Below are 20,420 nucleotides of genomic sequence, written 5' to 3' on the forward strand. Positions count from 1 at the left end.
GCGCGAAGGCCGGGGCAAAGGGAAGCGGAATCGCCGCCGTTCGGCGGCGTCGTTCCGCCCGAAAATGGTGAGGCGGGGCGGCCTTGCAATGCTGGACGAGCGTCCGCATCTGTCACGCGACGACCAGCCCTTCCTCCCGCACCAATTGCCCGGCATAATCCGACGTATGGAACTCACGCCCCGTTTGCGCCTCATGAATTGGCTGGTCCGCCAGGGTCTGACCGGCCTGCCGGAAAACGACCTGCTGCGTGGCTTCTGCGAGCGCTGCCGGGCCGCCGGCATGCCGTTGTCGCGGGCGATCGTCTTCATCGACACCCTGCATCCGATCTTCGAAGGGCGCGGCTTCCGCTGGAACGACGGCGAGAGCAACGAGGCCGACATCTTCGAATACGGCTCGACCAGCAGCGGCGAGGCCAGCCAGAACTGGCGGCGGTCGGCGTTCCATCACATGCTCGAAAACGGCCATGACGAGATGGTGATCGACCTCAACGGCTCGCACGATTTTTCGATGATCGGCGACCTCGCCGAGAAGGGCCACAAGCACTTCGCCGCCTTCGTGCATCGCTTCGGCGAGGCCGGCACGATCGGCGAGATGGACTGCTTCTACTCCTACTACACCACCCGCCGTTCGGATGGCTTCGACGAGAACCACATGTCGGCGCTGCGCGACCTGGTGCCGGTGCTCGGGCTCGCGATCAAATCGGCCGCCCAGGTCGAGATCGCCCGCACGCTCGGGCGGGTCTATCTCGGCCGCGAGACGGCGGAGCAGGTGCTGCGTGGGCGCATGCAGCGCGGCATCACCGAGAAGATCAAGGCCGTGCTGTGGTACTCCGACGTGCGCGGCTCGACCGCGATCAGCGAGCGCATCGGCCCGGACGAGATCATTCCGTTCCTCAACGATTACGCGCAGGCCTCGATCGACGCGATCCATGATGCCGGCGGCGAAGTGTTGAAGCTGATCGGCGACGGCGTGCTGGCGATGTTCACCAGCGAGAACATGGCAAACTCCAGGCGCGCGGCGCTGCGCGCCGAGCACAGATTCCGCCATAACATGCGCGTGCTGAACGATCGCCGCGAGAACGAGAACCGGCCAACGACCACGGCTTATGTCGGCCTCCATGTCGGCGAGGTCTTCTACGGCAATATCGGCAGCGAGGACCGGCTGGATTTCACCGTGGTCGGGCCTGCCGTCAACGAGGTCAGCCGGATCGCCTCGATGTGCGCCTCGGTCGACCGCGAGCTGCTGACCTCGACCGATTTCCGCACCGGCCTCGACGCCGCCGGCCGCAATTATCTGGTCTCCACCGGCCGTTTCGTCTTGCGCGGCATCAGCCACGCGCAGGATCTCTATACGCTGGATCCGGCTGTTATCGCCGACGAGGTCGTCGGCGGCAAGTACGAGTGGTATCTGGCGAGCTGAGGTCTTTCCACCGTCATTGCGAGGAGCGAAGCGACGAAGCAATCCATCGTCCCGCATATGCGGACAGATGGATTGCTTCGCTCCGCTCGCAATGACGTTGAGGGGCGAGATTAGCACCGCGCGGGTTCGCCGACCATGTCGGGCTGCCGCCTGAGCGACACCGCCGGCGACATCAGGATCACCAGCGCCTGGGCAGCGAAGATCGCGGCCGCGAGATAGAGGCAGGCTTCGGCGCCGTAGAGGCCACCGACGACGGCGCCGAGTGCGGAGCCGAGCGGGCGGGCGCCGTAGCTCATGATGTTGATCGCGGAGACGCGGCCGAGCAGCGAGGGCGGTGTCACCGATTGCCGCAGCGTGGTGGTCGAGATCACCCACAGGATCGGGCCGACGCCGAGCAGGAAGAAGCCGAGGCCCGCGAGCAGCGGCGTCGCAATCCAGGTGGTCAACGCCATCACGAGTGAGGCGACGAGGCCGGTGACCGGGCCGAGCCCGATCACGGTGCCGAACGCCAGCCGCTTCATGACGCGGGTTGCGAACAGCGCGCCGACTACCATGCCGACGCCGTACATCGCGAGCGTCGTACCGACGCCGGTGGCGCTGAGCCCGAGATGGCGCACCGCATAGGGCACGAACACGGCGAGCAGCAGGAAGGACGCGGTGTTGAAGATGAACTGGGTGATGAACACCGGCCGCAGCAAGGCGTGATGCATCACGAAGGCGGCGCCTTCCTTGATGTCCTGCAACGGATGGCGTCGCGGGGCAGGCTGGCGCGCCGGCTCGTAGATGCCGGCGAGCAGCACGACCGCGATTGCCGACAGCGCGGCGGCGAAGCCGAATGCGGGCGCGGCACCGACCCAGCCGACCAGCACGCCGCCGAGCGCGGGGCCGCTGGCGAAAGCGACGGTGCGCGCAAGTTCGATACGGGCATTCGCCGCCGGCAATTGCTGCGACGTCACCAGGGACGGGACCAGCGCAGGAGCTGCGACGCTATAGGCAACCGTGCCGCAGACCGCGATGAAGCCGAGCAGGGCGAGCAGCGGCAACGTCATCGCGCCGAGCCACAGCAACAGCAGGATCGCGGCCAGGGCGGCGGCGCGCAGCGCCTCGGAGCCTGCCATCACCCAGCGCCGCGACACGCGGTCGGCCAGCAGGCCTGCGGGAATTGCAAACAGGATGAAGGGCAGCGTCAGTGCGGTCTGCAACAGGCCGGTCTGGCCTTCGCCGACGCCGAGCACCAGCACGGCGACGATGGGCGCGGCCGCAAGCGCGATCTGCTCGGCCGATTGCGCGGCGAGGTTGGACCAGGCCAGGCGATTGAAGGTGCTTGGCAGGCGAGGCGTGTCGGCGGACATGGCAGAATCCTTAAGGGGAAATTCGATCTGGCCATAGTGTGTGGTTGGAAGACGCCCGATCCCACCCGTTTCCCGACAACGCCAAAAACAAGGCCCGTCGTGAGAGGCGGGCCTTTCCAGCGGAAGTGAGATTGAGTGCAGCAGCCGCATCGGACGTGCGTTCCCTCTCCCGCTTGCGGGGGAGGGTTAGGGTGGGGGTCTATCCGCGAGTCGCATCGTGGAGAGAGCCCCCACCCGGATCGCATCTTCGATGCGATCCGACCTCCCCCGCAAGCGGGAGAGGTGAAGTGCGCTTGCCATCAGAGCGCGGTCACTTCATTGCGGCGAAGGCCCTGCCGCGAGCTGGCCGGTGATGGTGCCGACCAATGTCGCGGGCCGGCTGTCGTCACTGGCCGCAGGCGCCGGAGCGACCTCCGTCTTGCGCTGCGCCAGCGCGCTGGTCAGGCTGGTGAGTGCGTCGGGCCCGGCCGGGAAGCCTGCCTCTGCGAGGATCTTGTCGATCATCGGCTTGAACGCCGAGACCGACAGCAACTGCGCGGCGAGGCCGTCGCCGAGCCCAAGACCGCCATTGCCCCCGCCATTGCCGTTGGCATGGCCGTTGGCGCCGCCGCGGCCGAGCATGCCGCCGGTGTCGAAGATCCGGATGTCGGAGATCTTCTCGATCGGCTTCACCGCCTCGGCGAGCGCGCTCGGGATCACGTTGATCCGCGCGAGGTTGAGATCGTAGGCGATCATGTCGGCACTCAATTTGTTGCGCGCCTCGGCCTTCAACGTCGCGACTTCCGCTTCGGCCTGGCCGAGCGCCTTGACGCCGGCGGCGCGGGTGGTGGCGGCATTGGCGTCGGCTTTCGCCAGCACGTTGGTGGCCTCGGCCTTGTTGGCCGCAGCCTGCTTTTCGGCCTCCGCCATCACGGTGATCGGCATCGCGTTGGTTTCGGCAACCTTGCGCGCGGCGATCACATTGATGATCTTGTCGCGCTCGGCGACCTCGGTGGCGCGGGCGGTGGTGACCTTTTCCTCGGCTGCGATCGCGAGGGCGCGCGCGGTCTCGGCGATGGTCTGGGCTTCCGACTGCTCCTTGCTCTTGGTGGCGACCGCGATCGCGGCCTCCTGCGCCACGATCTGCAGCTCGCGGTCGGTTTCGGTGGTGCGGCGCTTCACGGCGAGATCGGCCTCGATCTTGCGGGTGTCGCGAGCCTGGTTGGCCTCGGTCTGCTTGTTGGCGACCGCAAGCTCCTGCTGGATGCGGTATTCGGCTTCGTTCTGCAACGCGGTCTGCTCGACCTGCGCCGTCTGCGCGCGCATCGCGGCGGTCTTGTTGGCGATGTCGCGCTGTTGGGCGAGCTCGGCCTCGCGCTTGGTGCTTTCGATCGTCAGCGTGGTCTGCCGTGCCACCAGGTCCTGTTGCGCGATATTGACCTCGGTGGTGCGGACGATCTGGTTGCGCTCCTGCTCACGCTCCTTGGTGATCTTGGTCAGCGTGGTGAGGCCGTGCGCGTCGAAGAAATTACTCGGGTTGAAGTGCTTGATGTCGCTCTGGTCGAGCCGGGTCAGCGACACCGACTCGAGCTCGAGACCGTTGTTCTGGATGTCGGCGCCGACCGCGTCCTGCACCGCCTTGACGAAGGTCGCGCGCTGCTCCTGCAATTCCTCGAGGTTCATGGTCGCGGCGACCGAGCGCAGGCCGTCGACGAATTTGGCCTCGACCAGCTCGCGGAGCTCGGCGGCGTCATTGGTGCGGTTGCCGAGCGTCTGCGCGGCCAGCGCGATCGACGAAGAGTCGGGTTTGACGCGCAGATAGAACTCTGCGCCGATATCGACGCGCATGCGGTCCTTGGTGATCAGCGAGTCCGGACCGCCGCGCGCGACCTCGAGCCGCAGCGTCTTCAGGTTCACCGCGGCGGTGGAGTGGAAGATCGGCAGCACCAGCGAGCCGCCGTCGAGCACCACCTTCTGACCGCCGAGGCCGGTGCGCACATAGGCCTCATCGCGCGTCGAGCGCTTGTAGAGTTTTGCGAAAAGCAGGCCAATGACGAGGATAGCGAGGACGCCAATGGCGACGGGTACAGCAAGTTCCCACATATGTTATGCCCTGTTGGAAGATTGTTGTTGTTCAATGAGGTCGGAAGGAGCGGCAATCGCAATGAATCCCTTGGCATCGCGATCGACCAGCAACACGCTGGCGCCGACCGGCAATGCCTCGGACTCCGCGCTGGCCCGCGCCGACACGGTGTGCCAGTTGCCGAAGACATCCTTGAGACGGACCCTGCCGGGCAGGCCCTGATCGAGCGGGCCGACCGACACGGTTGCGACCTTGCCGACAAAGTCGCTGTCGTTGACCGCATAGCTCTCGTCGCGCGGAATGATGCGGGCGAGGCCGCGGCTCGTAGTTCTGATCACGGGGACGCTGCCGGCGGCAGCCACCACCGCGGCAATCGAGACCGGGATGGCGGTGCCTGCGGCATGCGCCAGTCCCTGAAGCAGGAAGCCTCCGATCGAGAATATGCCAAGTATCAGGATGATCAGGATCAGGAGGGGAAGCCGCCCGGCGTTGATCCAGAGAAACAGGCCACTGAGAGCGTTGTGGCTCTCGGCCTCGACCGCGAAATCCTTGCCGACGAGTTCGCTGATCGAAAGTCCGACCATGGTGGTCAGCAGCTCGATACCGCCAAGTGCCACCATGATCGCAGCCGCGACCGCGAAGGGCCGCACGTCCGGGGCGAGCAGAATGTCGCCAACTGCACTCATTTTTCTGACTTGATCCTTTCAAGCCGCGCCGCGATTTCCTTTTCGCGGTGCAGGCGATCGAGTTCGTCAAGCTCCTTGTCGCCGAGCACGCTGGAGGCGGGGACACCGGTGACCCGGGCGATCGCCGCCATGGCGCGTTCGGCACTCAATGTATTGGTCGTCGATGGGCCCCGGCTGGTTTCGTCCTTGGCCTCGCGGATCAGACTTTGTTCGAAATCGGCTAGTCGCGCCTCTGCCTCGCGGCGCGCGCCGAGCATGGCTTGCAGCGCCTTGGTCTGCTCGTCGATCTCGAGTTCGATGAAATCCATCGCGCGTTCCAGCGCGATCACCTGCGACTCCAGGTCGATTTGCCGTGCGACGCCGGCGCGCGCGAGATCCTCGCGACTTTCCGCAAGTGCGAGACGGATCTTCTCGTTCAGAGCAGTCGTCTCGGTATCCAGTTCTTCGCGCCGCCTCTTCAAGCGGAATTCCTCGGCGCGCGATTTGCCGAGCGCATAGCGCGCTTCGTCGGCACCGGCGTCGATCTCGCGGATCGCCTGCTTGACCAGCGCGACCTTGTTGTTGCTCTCGACGTTGTCGATGGTCTGACTTGCGATGGCGGCAAGAAGCCGGCCCATGCGCGCAAGGATGCCTTCGTGAAGCATGGTCTTCTCCTCCGGTTGTGCTGATTTCGATTTGACGGCGATGTGGATTTCGTAGCCGCGTCCATCCGAGATCAAATGCGCCGGGAAGGGGCTTTCCCAGCCCGAGACATATCCCGGCACGTCGAACGGCACCAAGACGCGTCCGCTGACAGTGCTAATGGTCAGTGAAGTTGGACCCTTGATCGCAAACAACTTGTCGTCGAGCGGTATCCTGCGGACGGCGGCGCCTGCGATGTAGTTGGCACGGTCGCGCAGACCGAGCGTCACCAGCCGCGCGGGCAGGCCGGTCTCCTTGCGGATCCTCTCGTAGGCCTGGGCGTGCAGCGAGACGAGGTTGGCGCCGACGGGCGCGACCTCGGCGAGGATCGCCATCATCCGGTCGTAGGCCGCAAAGGTCGCCTCGATCGCCTCGATGCCCGACGGGTCGGGAGCGAGGGCGTAACGCAGCGTTGCGGTTGGCGTCTCGACGGGCAGCTTGATCATGCGTCTAACGTAAAGCACTTCCTCAGTGCTTTACAAGACGGGCAGTCAGTATCATTTTCGTGAGCCTAGATGCAGTTGCAAATGAGTTGCAATAACGCGAGAGATCGGTCATCCTTCTCGGATGGACGCTCGCACCCCTGGAATGGCTCCCGTTTCCGTTGCCGACACCGTGCCAGGTGGCTGGCGGGGCGACGCCGGGCATGCGCGCAGTCTGCCCGAGGTGAACGCAACCGTCGCGGTGCCGAGCACAGGCGTGTGGTGGCGGCGGCTGCTGGCCTTCGCGGGGCCGGGCTATCTGGTCTCGGTCGGCTATATGGACCCCGGCAACTGGGCGACCGATCTCGCAGGCGGATCGAAGTTTGGCTACACGCTGCTGTCGGTCATCCTGCTCTCCAACCTGATGGCGATCCTGCTGCAGGCGCTTTCCGCCCGGCTCGGCATCGCGACCGACCGCGACCTGGCGCAGGCCTGCCGGGCGACCTATTCGCGCCCGGTGAATTTGCTGCTGTGGCTCGCCTGCGAGGCCGCGATCATCGCCTGCGACCTCGCCGAGGTGATCGGCACCGCGATCGCGCTCAAGCTGCTGTTCGGCATTCCCCTGATCGGCGGCGCGCTGCTTGCGGCGCTCGATGCATTCCTGCTGCTGCTCCTGATGAACCGCGGCTTCCGCTTCCTCGAAGCCTTCGTGATTGCGCTGTTGATCGTCATCGCGGTCTGCTTCGTGGTCCAGATCGCCGCCGCGGCGCCGCCGATTGCAGGCGTGATCGGCGGCTTCATGCCGTCGCGCGAGATCGTCACCAATCCGGAGATGCTCTACATCGCGATCGGCATCATCGGCGCCACCGTGATGCCGCATAACCTCTATCTGCACTCCTCGATCGTGCAGACCCGCGCCTATCCGCGCACCGAGGAGGGTCGGCGCGACGCGATCAAATGGGCGACCACCGACTCCACCATCGCGCTGATGCTGGCGCTGTTCGTCAACGCCGCGATCCTGGTGCTGGCGGCCGCGACCTTCCACAAAAGCGGCCACTCTGATGTCGCCGAGATCGACCAGGCTTTCGAGCTGCTGTCGCCGCTGCTCGGCCTCGGCATCGCCTCGACCCTGTTTGCCGTGGCGCTGCTCGCCTCCGGTCTCAATTCGACGGTGACGGCGACGCTCGCCGGCCAGATCGTGATGCAAGGCTTTCTCGACCTCAAGCTGCCTGACTGGTTGCAGCGGCTGATGACGCGCGGCATCGCGATCGTCCCGGTCATTGTGGTGGCCGCGCTCTATGGCGAGAGCGGCACCGCGCAGCTTTTGGTGTTCAGCCAGGTCGTGCTGTCGATGCAGCTGCCGTTCGCGGTGATCCCGCTGGTGCGCTTCGTATCCGACAAGCGCAAGATGGGCACATTCGCGATCTCGCGCCCCGTTGCGGTGGCGGCGTGGATCGTGGCCGGCCTGATCGTGATCCTGAACGTGAAGCTGCTGATCGATACGATCTTCGGCACCTGACTGAAGAGGCGCTAGGTAGTGTGGACACTAGCGCATCCATAGGACAATGGCTGCGAGGGTGACGACGGCGCGATAATTTCGGGCGGTCTTTTCGAAGCGGGTTGCGACGCGTCGGAACTGCTTGAGCTTTGAGAAGCAGCATTCCACGAGATGGCGCTGGGCATAGAGATGCTTGTCGAGCGGATATTTGAGCGCGCGTGACGGGTTGTTGGGAATGACGGCGAGCGCGCCCTTGGCGGCGATGGCTTGGCGCAAGTGATCGGCATCATAGGCCGTGTCGGCCATGACGACCTCGGCGGATAAGCCCTCAATCAATGCGGCGGCCTGCGGTGCATCGCCCTTCTGACCTGCGGTAAGCGTGAACCGCACGGGACATCCCAAGCCTCGAACGGCCATATGTATCTTGGTGCTCAGGCCCCCGCGCGAGCGGCCGATCGCTTGATCTTCAGACCCCCCTTTTTGGCCCCGGCGGCGTGCTGATGTGCCCGAACGATGGTGGAATCGACGATCAGATATTCGAAGTCCGGGTCATCGGACATCGCCTCGAATATCCGCCACCAAACACCCTTGATGCTCCATCGGCTGAAGCGTCGGAACACGCTGTTCCAATCCCCAAAGACCTCAGGGAGATCGCGCCAGGGAGACCCCGTACGCACGATCCACAGCACACCTTCCACGAACATCCGGTTGTCGCGACCGGTAGAGCCCTTCTGATCGGGGCGCCCTATGATCAGCGGCGCCATCCGCTCCCACGTCGCGTCGCTCAACACCAATCGGTCCATCGCACCCAAGGCTGCCTCCCAAAAGCAGCCTTGAATCTGATTTGCTCCTAAAAGGGAATCCTTAGAGTCCACACCACCTAGTCCTGCGGCTCGGCCAGCGCCTCGCCTGACGCGTCGACGCGCAGCCAGCCCGACGGCGCGAGCCGCTGCTGCGGCAGGAAGCGGCCCTTGTAGTCCATCTTCTTGGAGCCCTCGATCCAGTAGCCGAGATAGACGTAGGGCAGGCCCTGCCGGCGCGCGCGAGCGATATGATCGAGGATCATAAAGGTGCCCAGCGAGCGGGCCTCAAGCCCCGGCTCGAAAAAGGAATAGACCATCGACAGCCCGTCGCTGAGCACGTCGGTCAGCGCCACCGCCATCAGCTCGTCGCCGCGGCCAGTGATGGCGCTGTCGGCATTGCGCTTGCGGTACTCGATGATCCGGGTCTCGACATGGCTGTCCTCGACCATCATGGCGTAGTCCAGCACCGTCATGTCGGCCATGCCACCGTTGCGGTGGCGGCGGTCGAGATAGGCGCGGAAGACCGAATATTGCTCCGAGGTCGGCACCGCCGTGCGCTGCTCGCCGATGATGTCGGCGTTGCGGGCCAGTACCTTGCGGAAGTTGCGGGAGGGGCGGAATTCGTTGGCGACCACCCGGACCGAAACGCAGGCCCGGCAGGCGTCGCAGGCCGGGCGATAGGCGATCGACTGGCTGCGGCGGAAGCCGCCATGGGTCAGCAAGTCGTTGAGATCGCCCGCTTTGTCGCCGACCAGGTGCGTGAAAACCTTCCGCTCATGCCGGCCCGGCAGATAGGGGCAGGGCGAGGGCGCCGTCAGATAGAACTGGGGGGTATCACGCGAGTGCTGGGTCACGTCTGATCGTCGGGCTCCACATACAATACAGGCAGCCGAGTTAGCATCGCCCCCCGGAGGCTAACGGTCAATTGGTTTAGGTGGGCCTAATAAGAGGCCCGCGCGGCCGGGGTAACCTGGGTCCGGACCGAGCTGTTGATAATCACGGTTCCGAGGATGATGTCGTGCAGCAGCCGGCGCCGGCCATTGAGGAGCCCGATCACGAGCACCAGCGGCGACAGGAACGAGACCGTCACCCAGAACAGCACCGCATGGGTGGCGCCGAGCACGAAATAGCCGCGGGCGCCGTACCAGGTGCGCAGTTCCAGATCCATCATGCGCATGCCGATGGTGGCCGAGTGCTGCCCGCCGATCGAGGCCCCATAGTAGACGATGGCCCAGACGATCGAAGCTGGCGAGACCAGCCAGAACAGCGCCCAGCCGAGGCCGAGCGTGACGATGCCGAAGATCGCGATGAAGATCACCGCCAGGATCACCGGCACCGACAGCACGAAGAGGTCGATCAGGAACGCGAACACCCGCCGCGTCAGCACGCCGCGGAACAGTTCCGGCTGCATCAGCGGATCGAACGCATGCGGGGGAACGCCGCCGTCGTTTCGCCAGGCTTCCCTGCGCCAAGTGCCGCTGTCATTGCCGTAGGACATGACCAACCTCCGATGAAACTCCCGCGCAGGACATGGGAGCGAGAGGTGCACCTGCCAAGTCCGCGCGAACATTAACTAGCCGAAATATTCCGGCGATTCGGCGGCCGAAATCGCCCGCCTCGGTGTAGGCTGGAGGTTGCGTGACGGCGGGGGACATATGGGCACACAGATCGGGTTGCGCTGCCGCTGTGGCGAGGTTCGGGGTGTGGTCACGAACGCCGCGCCGGCGACCGTCAATCGCGTCGTCTGCTACTGCGACGACTGCCAGGCGTTCATGCACCGGATCGGCCGGGCCGATCTGCTTGATGTCCACGGCGGGACCGACATCGTCCAGGTTGCCCCGGCGTCGCTCAGTTTCGTGCAGGGGCATGACAAGATCGCCGGGCTGCGGCTGACGCCCAAAGGACTGTACCGATGGCACACCAGCTGCTGCAATTCGCCGGTGGGCAACTCGCTGACACCTGCTGTCCCGTTCGTCGGAATCGTGGCGCAGGCCTTCGACGGCGGCGCGGTGCGCGTGGACGAGGTGTTCGGCAAGCCAACCGGCGCAATCCTCGGCAAATATGCGATCGGCGAAGCCCCGAAGGGATCGACCGGCTTCAACCTGCCGCTGATGCTGCGCGCGATCGGCAAGGTGTTGGGCTGGCGCCTGCGCGGCAAGGCCTGGCCGCATCCGTTCTTCCAGCGCGAGACAAATGAGCCGATCTACCCGCTGAGGGTGCTGTCGCAGGACGAGCGCGAGGCGCTGCGCCCGCTCTGCGGTCCAACCGCGTCGGCCGGACCGGTGTAGCGCCCTTACGATTCCGCCTTGATCTTCTCGGCGGCCTGCGGCGCGAAATAGGTCAGGATGCCGTCGGCGCCGGCGCGCTTGAAGCCGACCAGGCTCTCCATCATCGCGCGCTCGCCGTCGATCCAGCCATTGGCGGCGGCGCCCGCGATCATCGCGTATTCGCCCGACACCTGGTACACGAAGGTCGGCATCGCGAAATGATCCTTCACACGACGAACGATGTCGAGATAGGGCATGCCCGGCTTCACCATCACCATGTCGGCGCCCTCGGCGATGTCGAGCTCGACCTCGCGCAGCGCCTCGTCGGAATTGGCGCTGTCCATCTGATAGGTGCGCTTGTCGCCGGTCAGCGTCTTGGCCGAGCCGATCGCGTCGCGGAACGGGCCGTAGAAGGCGGAAGCATATTTCGCCGCATAGGACATGATCTGGACGTCGCCGAAGCCGTTGTCGTCGAGCGCCTCGCGGATCGCGCCGATGCGGCCGTCCATCATGTCCGACGGCGCGATCACGTCGCAGCCTGCCTCGGCCTGGGTCAGCGCCTGCTTCACCAAAACCGCAACCGTCTCGTCGTTGAGGATCTTGCCGCCTTCGATCAGCCCGTCATGGCCATGGCTGGTGAAGGGATCGAGCGCGACGTCGCAGAGCACGCCGATGTCGGGAAACTCCTTCTTGATGGCGCGTACCGCCTGGCAGACCAGATTGTCGGGGTTGAGGGCCTCCGAGCCTTGCTCGTCGCGCAGGGCCGGCTCGGTGAAGGGGAACAGCGCGATGCAGGGGATGTTGAGTCTTGCGGCGCGCTCGGCGTCGCGGACGATCTGGTCGACGGTGAGCCGCTCGACGCCGGGCATCGAGGCCACCGGCGTGCGGGTGTTGTGGCCATCGACCACGAACATCGGCCAGATCAGGTCGTCCGTGGTCAGCACGTTCTCGCGCACCAGGCGGCGGGCCCATTCCGACTTGCGATTGCGGCGCATCCGGATCGTAAGGTCGAGCGAGGGGGAGGCGAGGGCATCAGTCTGGCGCCGCGGCGTATCGCGCAGTTCGATCGGGCGCCCGAATTTGATCGCCATGTTGTCTTCTCCTCGACGGACGGCTGGTCTGGACCTGATATAAGTCCGATTCTAGCACCTGTCAGGGGCGCCGTCATTGCGCCGCTATTGCAGCCCTGTTGCACTCCTATTGCTCTCTTGGCGCCCTTGATTTGCCGCAACGGCGATTGATTTTGGGCCCCCGGCGGGCCAAGACTGCGCCATGAACCCCATTTTGCAGCCGCCATTCGGCGATTCGGATGTCTGACACCTCTGCACGCGATCAGGCGCGGGACAACGCCATCTCGGTGAGCGCGATCTCGTCCGACCGGATCGAACCCGACGACAATGCGTGGACGCGGCGCCTTGTCATCTTCCTGCGCATCATGGCCGTCGTCTCGGTCGCCAAGGGCCTCTATCACTGGGCCCAGGTGACAGGCTTCGTCGGCGGCGAGGAGGAGGCCTTCGAGAACCAGTCGATGGCCTGGCAGACCGCCACGATCTATTTCGCCGTCATCGAGCTCGTCGCCGCCGTCGGGCTCTGGCTCGCGACGCCGTGGGGCGCCGTGGTCTGGCTGACCACCGTGGTGTCGATGGCAGTCATCGAGCTGATGTTTCCGGGCATCTATGGCGGCAGCCTCACCGTGGTCGGGCTCGAGGCCCTGATGCTCGCGGCCTATCTTGCGCTGGCCTGGATGTCGGCGCGCGAACGCCCGCCATAGGCCCGCGCGCTGCAATGGCTTGATGCACTGTTGCCCGGCTGCGACAGCGCGGCGAAGAGCTGACGGTGACAGCCAATATTTGGCAGTCGTGCGCGCAACGAGAAGACAGCGTCGCTGGTTCTGCTAGGTGGATGCCTCAGATCGCATCCCATTTAAGGCGGCCCATCGCGGCAGCGCCTTTGCGGGACCTGCCGTCGGGACCCATTTCACCGGATCTCGGCGCGTGTGCCGGCCGGCTTTGCGCGGGCCGACGGCGGAACCGATCTGGCCGCGGCGACGAACGGGGGCCGCTTGCGCGCGTCCCACGCGTCCCGCCCCGATGCACTCCCATAAAATTTTCGAAGAATTTTCCGGTAACCGATCGGTCACCGTAAAGGGTTCCCTCATACCCGTTACGCCACCGTTTCGAATTCGGACGCTGCTGTTTCCGAATGTGACAGGTGATGCACACGAAGCGTGAACAGGGGCCTGCCACCGTCAATGAACAGTTGCGAAAAGTCCTTGATCCATGGGCTTAATCCACGATTCACTGTCTTAAATTCATGATCTCTTTATTCTCTTATTTAAGCGGATATTCAAACGGCCCCCTTACGTTGGACCTATCAGGCGGGACACAAGTTTCGTCGAAATAAAGTCGATAAAAACGACAAACAGGGGAAGTGTCATGATGAAAGCCGTTGCGACAACGGCGGCGGATGCCGCTGATCGCGCTACCGGTCAAGCTCCGGTGCAGCCGCTCTATCTCGAAGCCCTGACTTTGGTGGAGCGGCTGCATCGCCGGCTCCTCGACGTCATCAAGGACGAATTCGATCGTCGTGGCCGCGCCGACATCAACTCGGTGCAGGCGCTGCTCCTCTACAACATCGGTGACAAGGAACTGACCGCCGGCGAGCTGCGCACCCGCGGCTACTATCTCGGCTCCAACGTCTCCTACAATCTGAAGAAGCTCGTCGAGCTCGGCTTCCTCGATCATCAGCGCTCGCGCGTCGATCGCCGCTCGGTCCGCATCCGTCTGACCCCGCAGGGCCAGGAAGTCCGCAAGATCGTCGATGCGCTCTATCAGAAGCACGTCAAGACGGTCGAGCAGGTCGGCGGCATCTCGAACGAGGAGTTCGCGAGCCTCAACAAGTCGCTGCACCGCCTCGAGCGCTTCTGGACCGACCAGATCCTGTATCGCCTCTGAGCCTTCCTCGTTTCGCCTGATGGCCAAGCCGGCCACTTGAGAAGACCGGCAGCCTCCCTCCAGTCAGCGCATCGGTCATGCCCGGCCGATGCGTTTTTCATGTTGCACCTGCGAAAATAATTAGGTCCCGGCGAGGAACCAAGCCGTTTCCTGCGCTTTATCCCGTCTCCCAACGGAGAGGCAGGGATATGTTGGTCGAACGCGGAATTGAGGTGCTGAACGTCGAGGTCGTCGGTGACGCCTACGCGATCGCCTCGAATTATCTGCGCAAATCCGGCGCTATTCCCGACACATTCGCCACCAATGAGCGCCTGCTCGGCATCGTCGTGAAGCTGTTCCAGCGCGGTGAGCTGAACCGACTCCGCCTCGCCAACAAGGCGATCGCGAAGTTCGAGGCCGAGACGCTGGTGGTCGCCTGAGCGTCAACCCGGAGTCATCAATGGAAGCCGCGATCGATCGGATCATGCAGACGTATGATCTGCTGCTCAACCGCACGTCCGCTGCAAGCGACGAAGCACGGGCGAAGGTGACAGAGTACGTGCACACGCTGTTCGAGGCGGGCGAGCGCGATACGCATCGATTGACCGTGTGCGGGCTGACCTATCTGCGCCAGCTCGACGGCAGCACCGACCATGTGAAGGCCGGATTTACCGGGCTGTAGCGGTCTGGCTTCGCGGTCTGTCGGTGTCATTGCGAGGAGCGGAAGCGACGAAGCAATCCATCGTTCCGTACAAGCGGTGCAATGGATTGCTTCGCTGCGCTCGCAATGACGGTGGCGTGTATTCTGATTCAAATGCCAAACAGCTACTCGGTGTCATCACCCGCGCAAGCGCAAGCGGGTGATCCAGTATTGCAGAGACAGCAGTGCTTGAGCCGAGGGGCCGCGGCGTACTGGATCGCCCGGTCCAGCCGGGCGATGACAGTGCGGGTACCACACACGATCGTCGTCCTGGCGAAAGCCAGGACCCATGCAGCACAAAAATATGCTTCGACGTATCCATCCCTATACGGATAATCTCTCTCATGGACGGTCCCCTTGTCTGAGATTTGCAACAACCTCATTCTGGCACACTGATGCCGTAGGGAACCGTCCACCCCATCAACCACAGGGTTGGCTTGTTGAAAACAGGCTGTGCCCCGGCGTCGCGCAGCGATTGAGATGCGGGGTAATGGGTCCTGACTTTCGCCAGGACGACACCGAGTGTGTGGCGCGGCCTACATCCCAATCAGCGTCGCGCAGCAATCTGTGTGTCCCGGAAACGCCGCCGGCCTGGTTCCGTCGCCGGAACACCGTACTGATCCGGATTTCATCGCAAGCCAGGATGGCCGTAATACCACTCTGCCGGCACTACTTTTGTTTACAGAGCATTTTTCAACTTTTGAGTTTTTACAGATCCATTCCAACCGGCAGATCCAACCGGCAGAAAAGGACCGCCCGTGTGACGGTCCTTTTCGATTCGATTGCTCACCGCAGCAGAAGCCACGCCACGCTGGCGAGCAGGGCCATCAGCGACACCAACGCAGCGCCGACAAAGGCAAGCTCCACGCCGTCGAAATGGTGATGGTTGCGGTGATGGTTCGCCTGCATCGTCGCCCTCCTAGATGGGCGTCCGTTGACCTGGGGACATCAGCCATTCCGACATGTGCGCGGCGGCTTCATTATGCTGCGCTCGCTGGAGTAGCGCGTCACGGTCTCGACCAGCGGGAAGTTGCCCGGCGCGGTCGCGAAGTTCTTGCGCTCCCTGCGTGAGCCGGATTTCGAGCGTATCGGCTTGCTTCACGCGGCGGCGGATCTGTACCATGCATTTCCCTTTACTCAGCCATGTCAGTGCACGCGCCATCGAGGCTGTATGCCGCCTGATGGTTGATTCCCTTGACCTCGAAACGCTCATGTCAGTTATCCATGATGCCGCTTCGTCGGCATGCACGACCGTCCCTTCGCGATGCGAGCGCGAATGAATGAAGCGGCCTGGCTTTCCGAATTGAAAATTGCCAGGACGGAATTTTCTCCGCGCTCCCGGACTATGACGACAACTCCGTGCTTGCCGTTCTGGTTCCTGGCAAAGCGACGGTCGATACGATCCGCCGTCATATTGGCGGACTTCACGCGTGCGTTTGCCTGAAGCGACGACCCTTGAACAGGCGCTATCGCTTCCCGCCTGAGAAGGCGCGAGCGCAATTGGCGTTGTCATCGCCGATGCGCTGGAACGAACTGGAACCGCGAGAGTCGACTTTCAGCTCCCGGCCTTGCCCCCAAGCCCTCCGGGAGTAGCGATCCCTGGTGCTGTGAAACCTCCGGCGCCGGGGGTCGTTGGTTGGGCCCGGTATCCGGGGCTGCGCTCGCCGTACCGTTTCGATCCATGCTGGACGAAGACCGGCATCAAATAGCGGTGCGCCGGCGAGCCGCTCAGATCATGGCAAGCGAAAAGCCATCAGCGAGGTGCGGCGATATGCAGCACGGCTTGGTCGCGCCGTCGGGCTTGCCGAAGGCTGTGGCGAATGGTCGCTAAGAACGCGCAGACGCGAGCTCGGCGAGCGATTCCATCACCCGATGGGACCGCGCGTTTCGATTGGCGATGCGACCACGCGACTGGACGCGGCCGGCGATCGGCAGGCCGCGTCTGAAAATCCAGGAGGAAGCCTCATGATCTCGTCCCACATGCGCCTGTTCGGCGCGGTCGTCGCGCTGTTGCTTGGGGCGAACAGTCCGGTGTCCGCGCAGCAGCTCGAGCTCAAGCTGATGGCGCCCGCAGCGCCCGGCGGCGGCTGGGATCAGACCGCGCGTTCGATGCAGCAGGCGCTGGTCGCCGCCGGTGTCGCGCGCAGCGTCCAGGTCACCAACGTGCCCGGCGCCGGCGGCAGCGTCGGCATCGCGCAGTTCGTCAATGGCGCCAAGGGCGACGGCAACCAGATGATGGTGAACGGCTTCGTCATGGTGGGGGCGCTCGCCATGAACAAGTCGCCGGTGACGCTCGATCAGGTGACGCCGATCGCGCGCCTGACCGAGGAGACCCAGGTCATCGTCGTGCCGGCGAGTTCGCCGATCAAGACGGCGCAGGATCTTGCCACAGCGCTCAAGGCCGATATCGCCAAGGTGACCTTTGCCGGCGGCTCGGCCGGCGGCGTCGACCACGTGATGGCCGCGCTGTTCGCGGGCACGGTCGGCGCCGACGCGAAGAAGATCAATTACATTCCGTTCTCGGGCGGCGGCGAGTCGCTCGCCGCCATTCTCGGCGGCAAGGTCACGGCCGGCATTTCCGGCCTCAGCGAGTACGAAGGCCAGATCAAGGCCGGCAAGCTGCGCGCACTCGGCGTGACCTCGGCGCAGCGTCTGCCCGGCGTCGACATCCCGACCTTCAAGGAGCAGGGGATCGAGCTGGTGCTGGCCAATTGGCGCTCGGTGGTCGCACCGCCCGGCATCACGCCGGAGCAACGCAAGGTGCTGAGCGATGCCGTCGAGAAGATGGTGAAATCCGATGCCTGGAAGGACATCCTGAAGCAGAAGGGCTGGGATGACGCCTATCTCGGCGGCGATGCGTTCGCGGATTTCCTGAAGAAGGAGATCGCGCGGGTCACCGAGGTGCTGAAGTCCGTCGGCCTCGTGAAATCATGACGCCGGACACGGCTTCGGAAAATCTCCCGCGCGCGCCGGCGTGGCGCGTCGATCGCGCAGGCGTCGTTATCGCCGCCGCGCTTGCCGCGCTCGCCGCGGTGTTGGTGTGGGACGCGAGCAAGCTGCCGTCCACCACGATGTACGGAATGGGCCCGGAGGCGATGCCGATCGTGATCGCGATCGGCCTCGTCATCCTCGCGGTCGGCAATCTGATCGACGCGCTGCGCGGCAACCTGCCGCCGCGCGAGAGCATGGATCCGAAGCCGGTGTGGCTGATCATCGGCGGCCTGGCGCTGCTGATCGCCGTCATCGGCCTCGGTGGCGGCTTCATCCTTGCCACCTCGGCGCTGTTCGTCACGACGTCGGCCGCCTTCGGCCGGCGCGCCGTCGCGGCCGATACCGCCATCGCGCTCGTGATCACGACCCTGATCTACCTCGCGTTCGACAAACTGTTGACGCTGAGCCTGCCCGCCGGCCCGCTGGAGCGACTGCTGTGATGGACACATTCGCCGCGCTGGCGCACGGCATGGCGGTCGCCATGCAGCCGATGAACCTGCTCTACGCCCTGATCGGCGTGTTCCTCGGCACCGCGGTCGGCGTGTTGCCGGGGATCGGTCCGGCGCTGACGGTCGCGCTGCTGCTGCCGGTGACCTACAAGCTCGATCCGGGCGGCTCGCTGATCATGTTCGCCGGCATCTATTATGGCGGCATGTATGGCGGCTCGACCACCGCGATCCTGATCAACACGCCGGGCGAGAGCGCGTCGATGGCGACCGCGCTCGAGGGCAACAAGATGGCCAAGGCCGGCCGCGGCGGCCCGGCGCTGGCGACCTCGGCGATCGGCTCGTTCGTGGCCGGTACCATCGCCACCATCGGCCTCGCATTCCTCGCGCCGTGGCTGGTCGACGTCGCGGTTCGGTTCGGGCCGGAGGATTACTTCGCGCTGATGTGCGTCGCCTTCGTCACGGTGTCGGCAACCTTTGGTGACTCGCCGGTCCGTGGGCTCACCAGCCTGTTCATCGGCCTCACGCTCGGGCTGGTCGGGATCGACAAGCTCACTGGCCAGGCGCGGCTTGCCTTCGGCATCCCCGAGCTACTCGACGGCGTCGAGGTGACGACGCTCGCGGTCGGCCTGTTCGCGGTGGGGGAGGCGCTCTATGTCGCCTCGCGCCGTCATCACGCCGAGGAGAGGCTCGAGCCGGTGCGCGGCTCGCTGTGGATGACGCGGGAGGACTGGCGGCGCTCGTGGAAGCCGTGGCTGCGCGGCACGCTGTTCGGCTTTCCGATCGGGGCGCTGCCGGCCGGTGGCGCCGAGATCCCGACCTTCCTGTCCTATTCAACCGAGCGGCGGCTGACCAAACATCCGGAGGAATTCGGCAAGGGCGCGATCGAGGGCGTCGCCGGACCCGAAGCCGCCAACAATGCCTCCGCTGCGGGCACGCTGGTGCCGTTGTTGACGCTCGGGCTGCCGACCTCGGCCACTGCGGCGATGATGCTGGCGGGCTTCCAGCAATACGGGCTCAATCCGGGGCCGCTGTTGTTCGCGGAGCGGCCCGATCTGGTGTGGGGCCTGATCGCGAGCCTGTTCATCGCCAACGGCATGTTGCTCGTGCTCAATCTGCCGCTGGTCGGGCTGTGGGTGCGGTTGCTCGCGATCCCGCAGCCTTGGCTCTATGCCGGCATCCTGGTGTTCGCGACCATGGGCACGATCGCGGCAAAGCCGTCGGTCGTCGAGCTGTCGATGCTGGCGGCGTTCGGCGTGATGGGCTTCTTGATGCGGCGGTTCGATTTCCCGATCGCGCCCGTCGTGATCGGGCTGATCCTCGGGCCGATCGCGGAAAGCCAGCTGCGCCGCGCGCTGGCGATCAGCCTCGGTGATCCCATGGTGCTGCTGCAAAGCCCGATGTCGGCTGTGCTGCTCGGCATCGCGCTGATCGCGCTGCTGGCACCGTTCGTGCTGAGAGGGCTCGGGCGGTTCAAGGCGAGTGAAGATTAGGACGTGAATCCATCGGCCGCGTCGAGACAGACGGTAACGCTGCCAACATTTGCGTGATCGGGAAATATCCAAACTCCGATTTCGGTCTTCCTTTCAGCAACGCACATGCCTCGCCCGCGCGAGGCGCTATCAAGGCGGCTGAACGATGAAGATGATCTACCTTCTGGCGGCGCTCATGCTGGCGCCATCTCTCGCGACTCAGGCCTTCGCTCATGCACGAACCGGCAGAGGCAGCGATCGAGCGCATGTCGGCACAGGACCGACAATCGGCAACGGACTGCAGGGATACGGGATCGTCGGTCGTCAGATCGCGGCTCCGCCGTGGAGTTCGGCCTGCATGAACGACACAGGCCCACGACAATGCGACGAGCCCATGTGGGTCTATGGCAGCCCCGACTATGTCGCGCAGTTCAAGAGTGCATTCTGATATCGACCCGCGTGCTGCCCGTGCGACGGGCTCGGATGCCCTTGGGTTGTCGTGGGAAACCTTCGCCACCTAAAAGGCCCGCTCCGGGGCTCGCAAATTCGGAGCGGGCCAGTCTGGGCGCGGCAAGTGTAGCCGCAGCGCGAACCTAGCGCGACATGCTGACACCACCCTGACGGCGCAAAAAAATGGAGAGGCGGCTGAACGCCGCCCCCCGTCTCGATGATGGATTTGTGAACGAA

General features: G+C 64.6%; 20 protein-coding genes. 11 read left to right on the top strand and 9 right to left on the bottom strand.

The genetic code is table 11. From position 1 onward, the window contains the following. Positions 1-166 precede the first annotated feature (166 nt). Positions 167-1,420: an adenylate/guanylate cyclase domain-containing protein gene (locus AAFG07_RS19825; RefSeq protein ID WP_342728711.1), complete on the top strand. Its 1,254-nt coding sequence runs from the start codon at positions 167-169 to the stop codon at positions 1,418-1,420. Positions 1,421-1,530: 110 nt separating this feature from the next. Here the strand turns inward: AAFG07_RS19825 and AAFG07_RS19830 are convergent, their stop codons facing one another. The 4 genes from AAFG07_RS19830 to AAFG07_RS19845 form a co-directional block, all read right to left on the bottom strand. Further along, the gene (locus tag AAFG07_RS19830; protein WP_342728712.1) at positions 1,531-2,772 is read right to left on the bottom strand and encodes an MFS transporter; all 1,242 of its coding nucleotides are present in this window, start codon (positions 2,770-2,772) and stop codon (positions 1,531-1,533) included. Between the two features lie 315 nt (positions 2,773-3,087). Continuing rightward, positions 3,088-4,854 carry a flotillin domain-containing protein gene (locus tag AAFG07_RS19835; RefSeq protein WP_342728713.1) on the bottom strand — a complete coding sequence of 589 codons (1,767 nt, stop codon included), beginning with the start codon at positions 4,852-4,854 and terminating at the stop codon, positions 3,088-3,090. A gap of 3 nt (positions 4,855-4,857) precedes the next feature. Next, on the bottom strand, positions 4,858-5,520 hold the full coding sequence (locus AAFG07_RS19840) for an OB-fold-containig protein (RefSeq protein ID WP_342728714.1): 663 nt from the start codon (positions 5,518-5,520) through the stop codon (positions 4,858-4,860). Next, positions 5,517-6,647: a PspA/IM30 family protein gene (locus AAFG07_RS19845; RefSeq protein WP_342728715.1), complete on the bottom strand. Its 1,131-nt coding sequence runs from the start codon at positions 6,645-6,647 to the stop codon at positions 5,517-5,519. Before AAFG07_RS19845 ends, AAFG07_RS19840 begins: the two co-directional genes overlap by 4 nt. 121 nt (positions 6,648-6,768) lie before the next feature. On the opposite strand from AAFG07_RS19845, the gene AAFG07_RS19850 reads away from it, so the two are divergent. Further along, complete coding sequence (locus AAFG07_RS19850) at positions 6,769-8,142, top strand: Nramp family divalent metal transporter (protein ID WP_342728716.1); 1,374 nt, start codon at positions 6,769-6,771, stop codon at positions 8,140-8,142. A gap of 27 nt (positions 8,143-8,169) precedes the next feature. Here the strand turns inward: AAFG07_RS19850 and AAFG07_RS19855 are convergent. The 3 genes from AAFG07_RS19855 to AAFG07_RS19865 form a co-directional block, all read right to left on the bottom strand. Next, a protein-coding gene (locus AAFG07_RS19855) for an IS5 family transposase (protein WP_342722457.1) occupies positions 8,170-8,933 on the bottom strand; the annotation gives its coding sequence in 2 pieces (ribosomal slippage) (positions 8,170-8,595 and positions 8,598-8,933; 762 coding nt in all). A gap of 68 nt (positions 8,934-9,001) precedes the next feature. Continuing rightward, positions 9,002-9,778, bottom strand: a complete 777-nt coding sequence (locus AAFG07_RS19860; protein ID WP_092114746.1) for an arginyltransferase — start codon at positions 9,776-9,778, stop codon at positions 9,002-9,004. Between the two features lie 86 nt (positions 9,779-9,864). Beyond that, the gene (locus AAFG07_RS19865) at positions 9,865-10,422 is read right to left on the bottom strand and encodes an RDD family protein (RefSeq protein ID WP_342728717.1); all 558 of its coding nucleotides are present in this window, start codon (positions 10,420-10,422) and stop codon (positions 9,865-9,867) included. Between the two features lie 205 nt (positions 10,423-10,627). Between AAFG07_RS19865 and AAFG07_RS19870 the strand changes: the two genes are divergently transcribed. After that, positions 10,628-11,212: a DUF6151 family protein gene (locus tag AAFG07_RS19870; protein ID WP_342728718.1), complete on the top strand. Its 585-nt coding sequence runs from the start codon at positions 10,628-10,630 to the stop codon at positions 11,210-11,212. Positions 11,213-11,217: 5 nt separating this feature from the next. Here AAFG07_RS19870 and hemB read toward each other — a convergent pair whose 3' ends face one another. Further along, positions 11,218-12,282 carry a porphobilinogen synthase gene (gene hemB, locus AAFG07_RS19875; protein ID WP_342728719.1) on the bottom strand — a complete coding sequence of 355 codons (1,065 nt, stop codon included), beginning with the start codon at positions 12,280-12,282 and terminating at the stop codon, positions 11,218-11,220. 218 nt (positions 12,283-12,500) lie between these two features. Here hemB and AAFG07_RS19880 point away from each other — a divergent pair, with 218 nt between their 5' ends. From AAFG07_RS19880 to AAFG07_RS19895, 4 genes are all read left to right on the top strand, one after another. Then, positions 12,501-12,962: a DUF6163 family protein gene (locus tag AAFG07_RS19880; protein WP_016845013.1), complete on the top strand. Its 462-nt coding sequence runs from the start codon at positions 12,501-12,503 to the stop codon at positions 12,960-12,962. 664 nt (positions 12,963-13,626) lie between these two features. Then, positions 13,627-14,145 (top strand): MarR family winged helix-turn-helix transcriptional regulator, encoded by a 519-nt coding sequence (locus AAFG07_RS19885; protein ID WP_018271925.1) that lies wholly within the window; start codon positions 13,627-13,629, stop codon positions 14,143-14,145. A gap of 188 nt (positions 14,146-14,333) precedes the next feature. Continuing rightward, positions 14,334-14,564 carry a hypothetical protein gene (locus AAFG07_RS19890; RefSeq protein WP_176530919.1) on the top strand — a complete coding sequence of 77 codons (231 nt, stop codon included), beginning with the start codon at positions 14,334-14,336 and terminating at the stop codon, positions 14,562-14,564. 20 nt (positions 14,565-14,584) lie between these two features. Beyond that, on the top strand, positions 14,585-14,806 hold the full coding sequence (locus AAFG07_RS19895; RefSeq protein ID WP_342728720.1) for a hypothetical protein: 222 nt from the start codon (positions 14,585-14,587) through the stop codon (positions 14,804-14,806). Between the two features lie 804 nt (positions 14,807-15,610). Here the strand turns inward: AAFG07_RS19895 and AAFG07_RS19900 are convergent. Beyond that, complete coding sequence (locus AAFG07_RS19900; RefSeq protein WP_342728721.1) at positions 15,611-15,733, bottom strand: hypothetical protein; 123 nt, start codon at positions 15,731-15,733, stop codon at positions 15,611-15,613. A gap of 1,056 nt (positions 15,734-16,789) precedes the next feature. Here AAFG07_RS19900 and AAFG07_RS19905 point away from each other — a divergent pair. The 4 genes from AAFG07_RS19905 to AAFG07_RS19920 all read left to right on the top strand — a co-directional run bounded on the left by AAFG07_RS19905 (position 16,790) and on the right by AAFG07_RS19920 (position 20,181). After that, positions 16,790-17,758 carry a tripartite tricarboxylate transporter substrate-binding protein gene (locus AAFG07_RS19905; protein ID WP_342728722.1) on the top strand — a complete coding sequence of 323 codons (969 nt, stop codon included), beginning with the start codon at positions 16,790-16,792 and terminating at the stop codon, positions 17,756-17,758. Then, entirely contained in the window at positions 17,755-18,255 is a 501-nt protein-coding gene (locus AAFG07_RS19910) for a tripartite tricarboxylate transporter TctB family protein (protein ID WP_342728723.1), read from the top strand. The genes AAFG07_RS19905 and AAFG07_RS19910 overlap by 4 nt, the downstream gene beginning before the upstream one ends. Beyond that, positions 18,255-19,754, top strand: coding sequence for a tripartite tricarboxylate transporter permease (locus AAFG07_RS19915; protein ID WP_342728724.1), 1,500 nt, complete (start codon positions 18,255-18,257; stop codon positions 19,752-19,754). The genes AAFG07_RS19910 and AAFG07_RS19915 overlap by 1 nt, the downstream gene beginning before the upstream one ends. Positions 19,755-19,899: 145 nt before the next feature. Further along, positions 19,900-20,181 carry a hypothetical protein gene (locus tag AAFG07_RS19920; protein ID WP_342728725.1) on the top strand — a complete coding sequence of 94 codons (282 nt, stop codon included), beginning with the start codon at positions 19,900-19,902 and terminating at the stop codon, positions 20,179-20,181. Positions 20,182-20,420: the final 239 nt, after the last annotated feature.

The organism is Bradyrhizobium sp. B097, from assembly GCF_038957035.1.
In the GTDB taxonomy this organism is placed as follows: domain Bacteria; phylum Pseudomonadota; class Alphaproteobacteria; order Rhizobiales; family Xanthobacteraceae; genus Bradyrhizobium.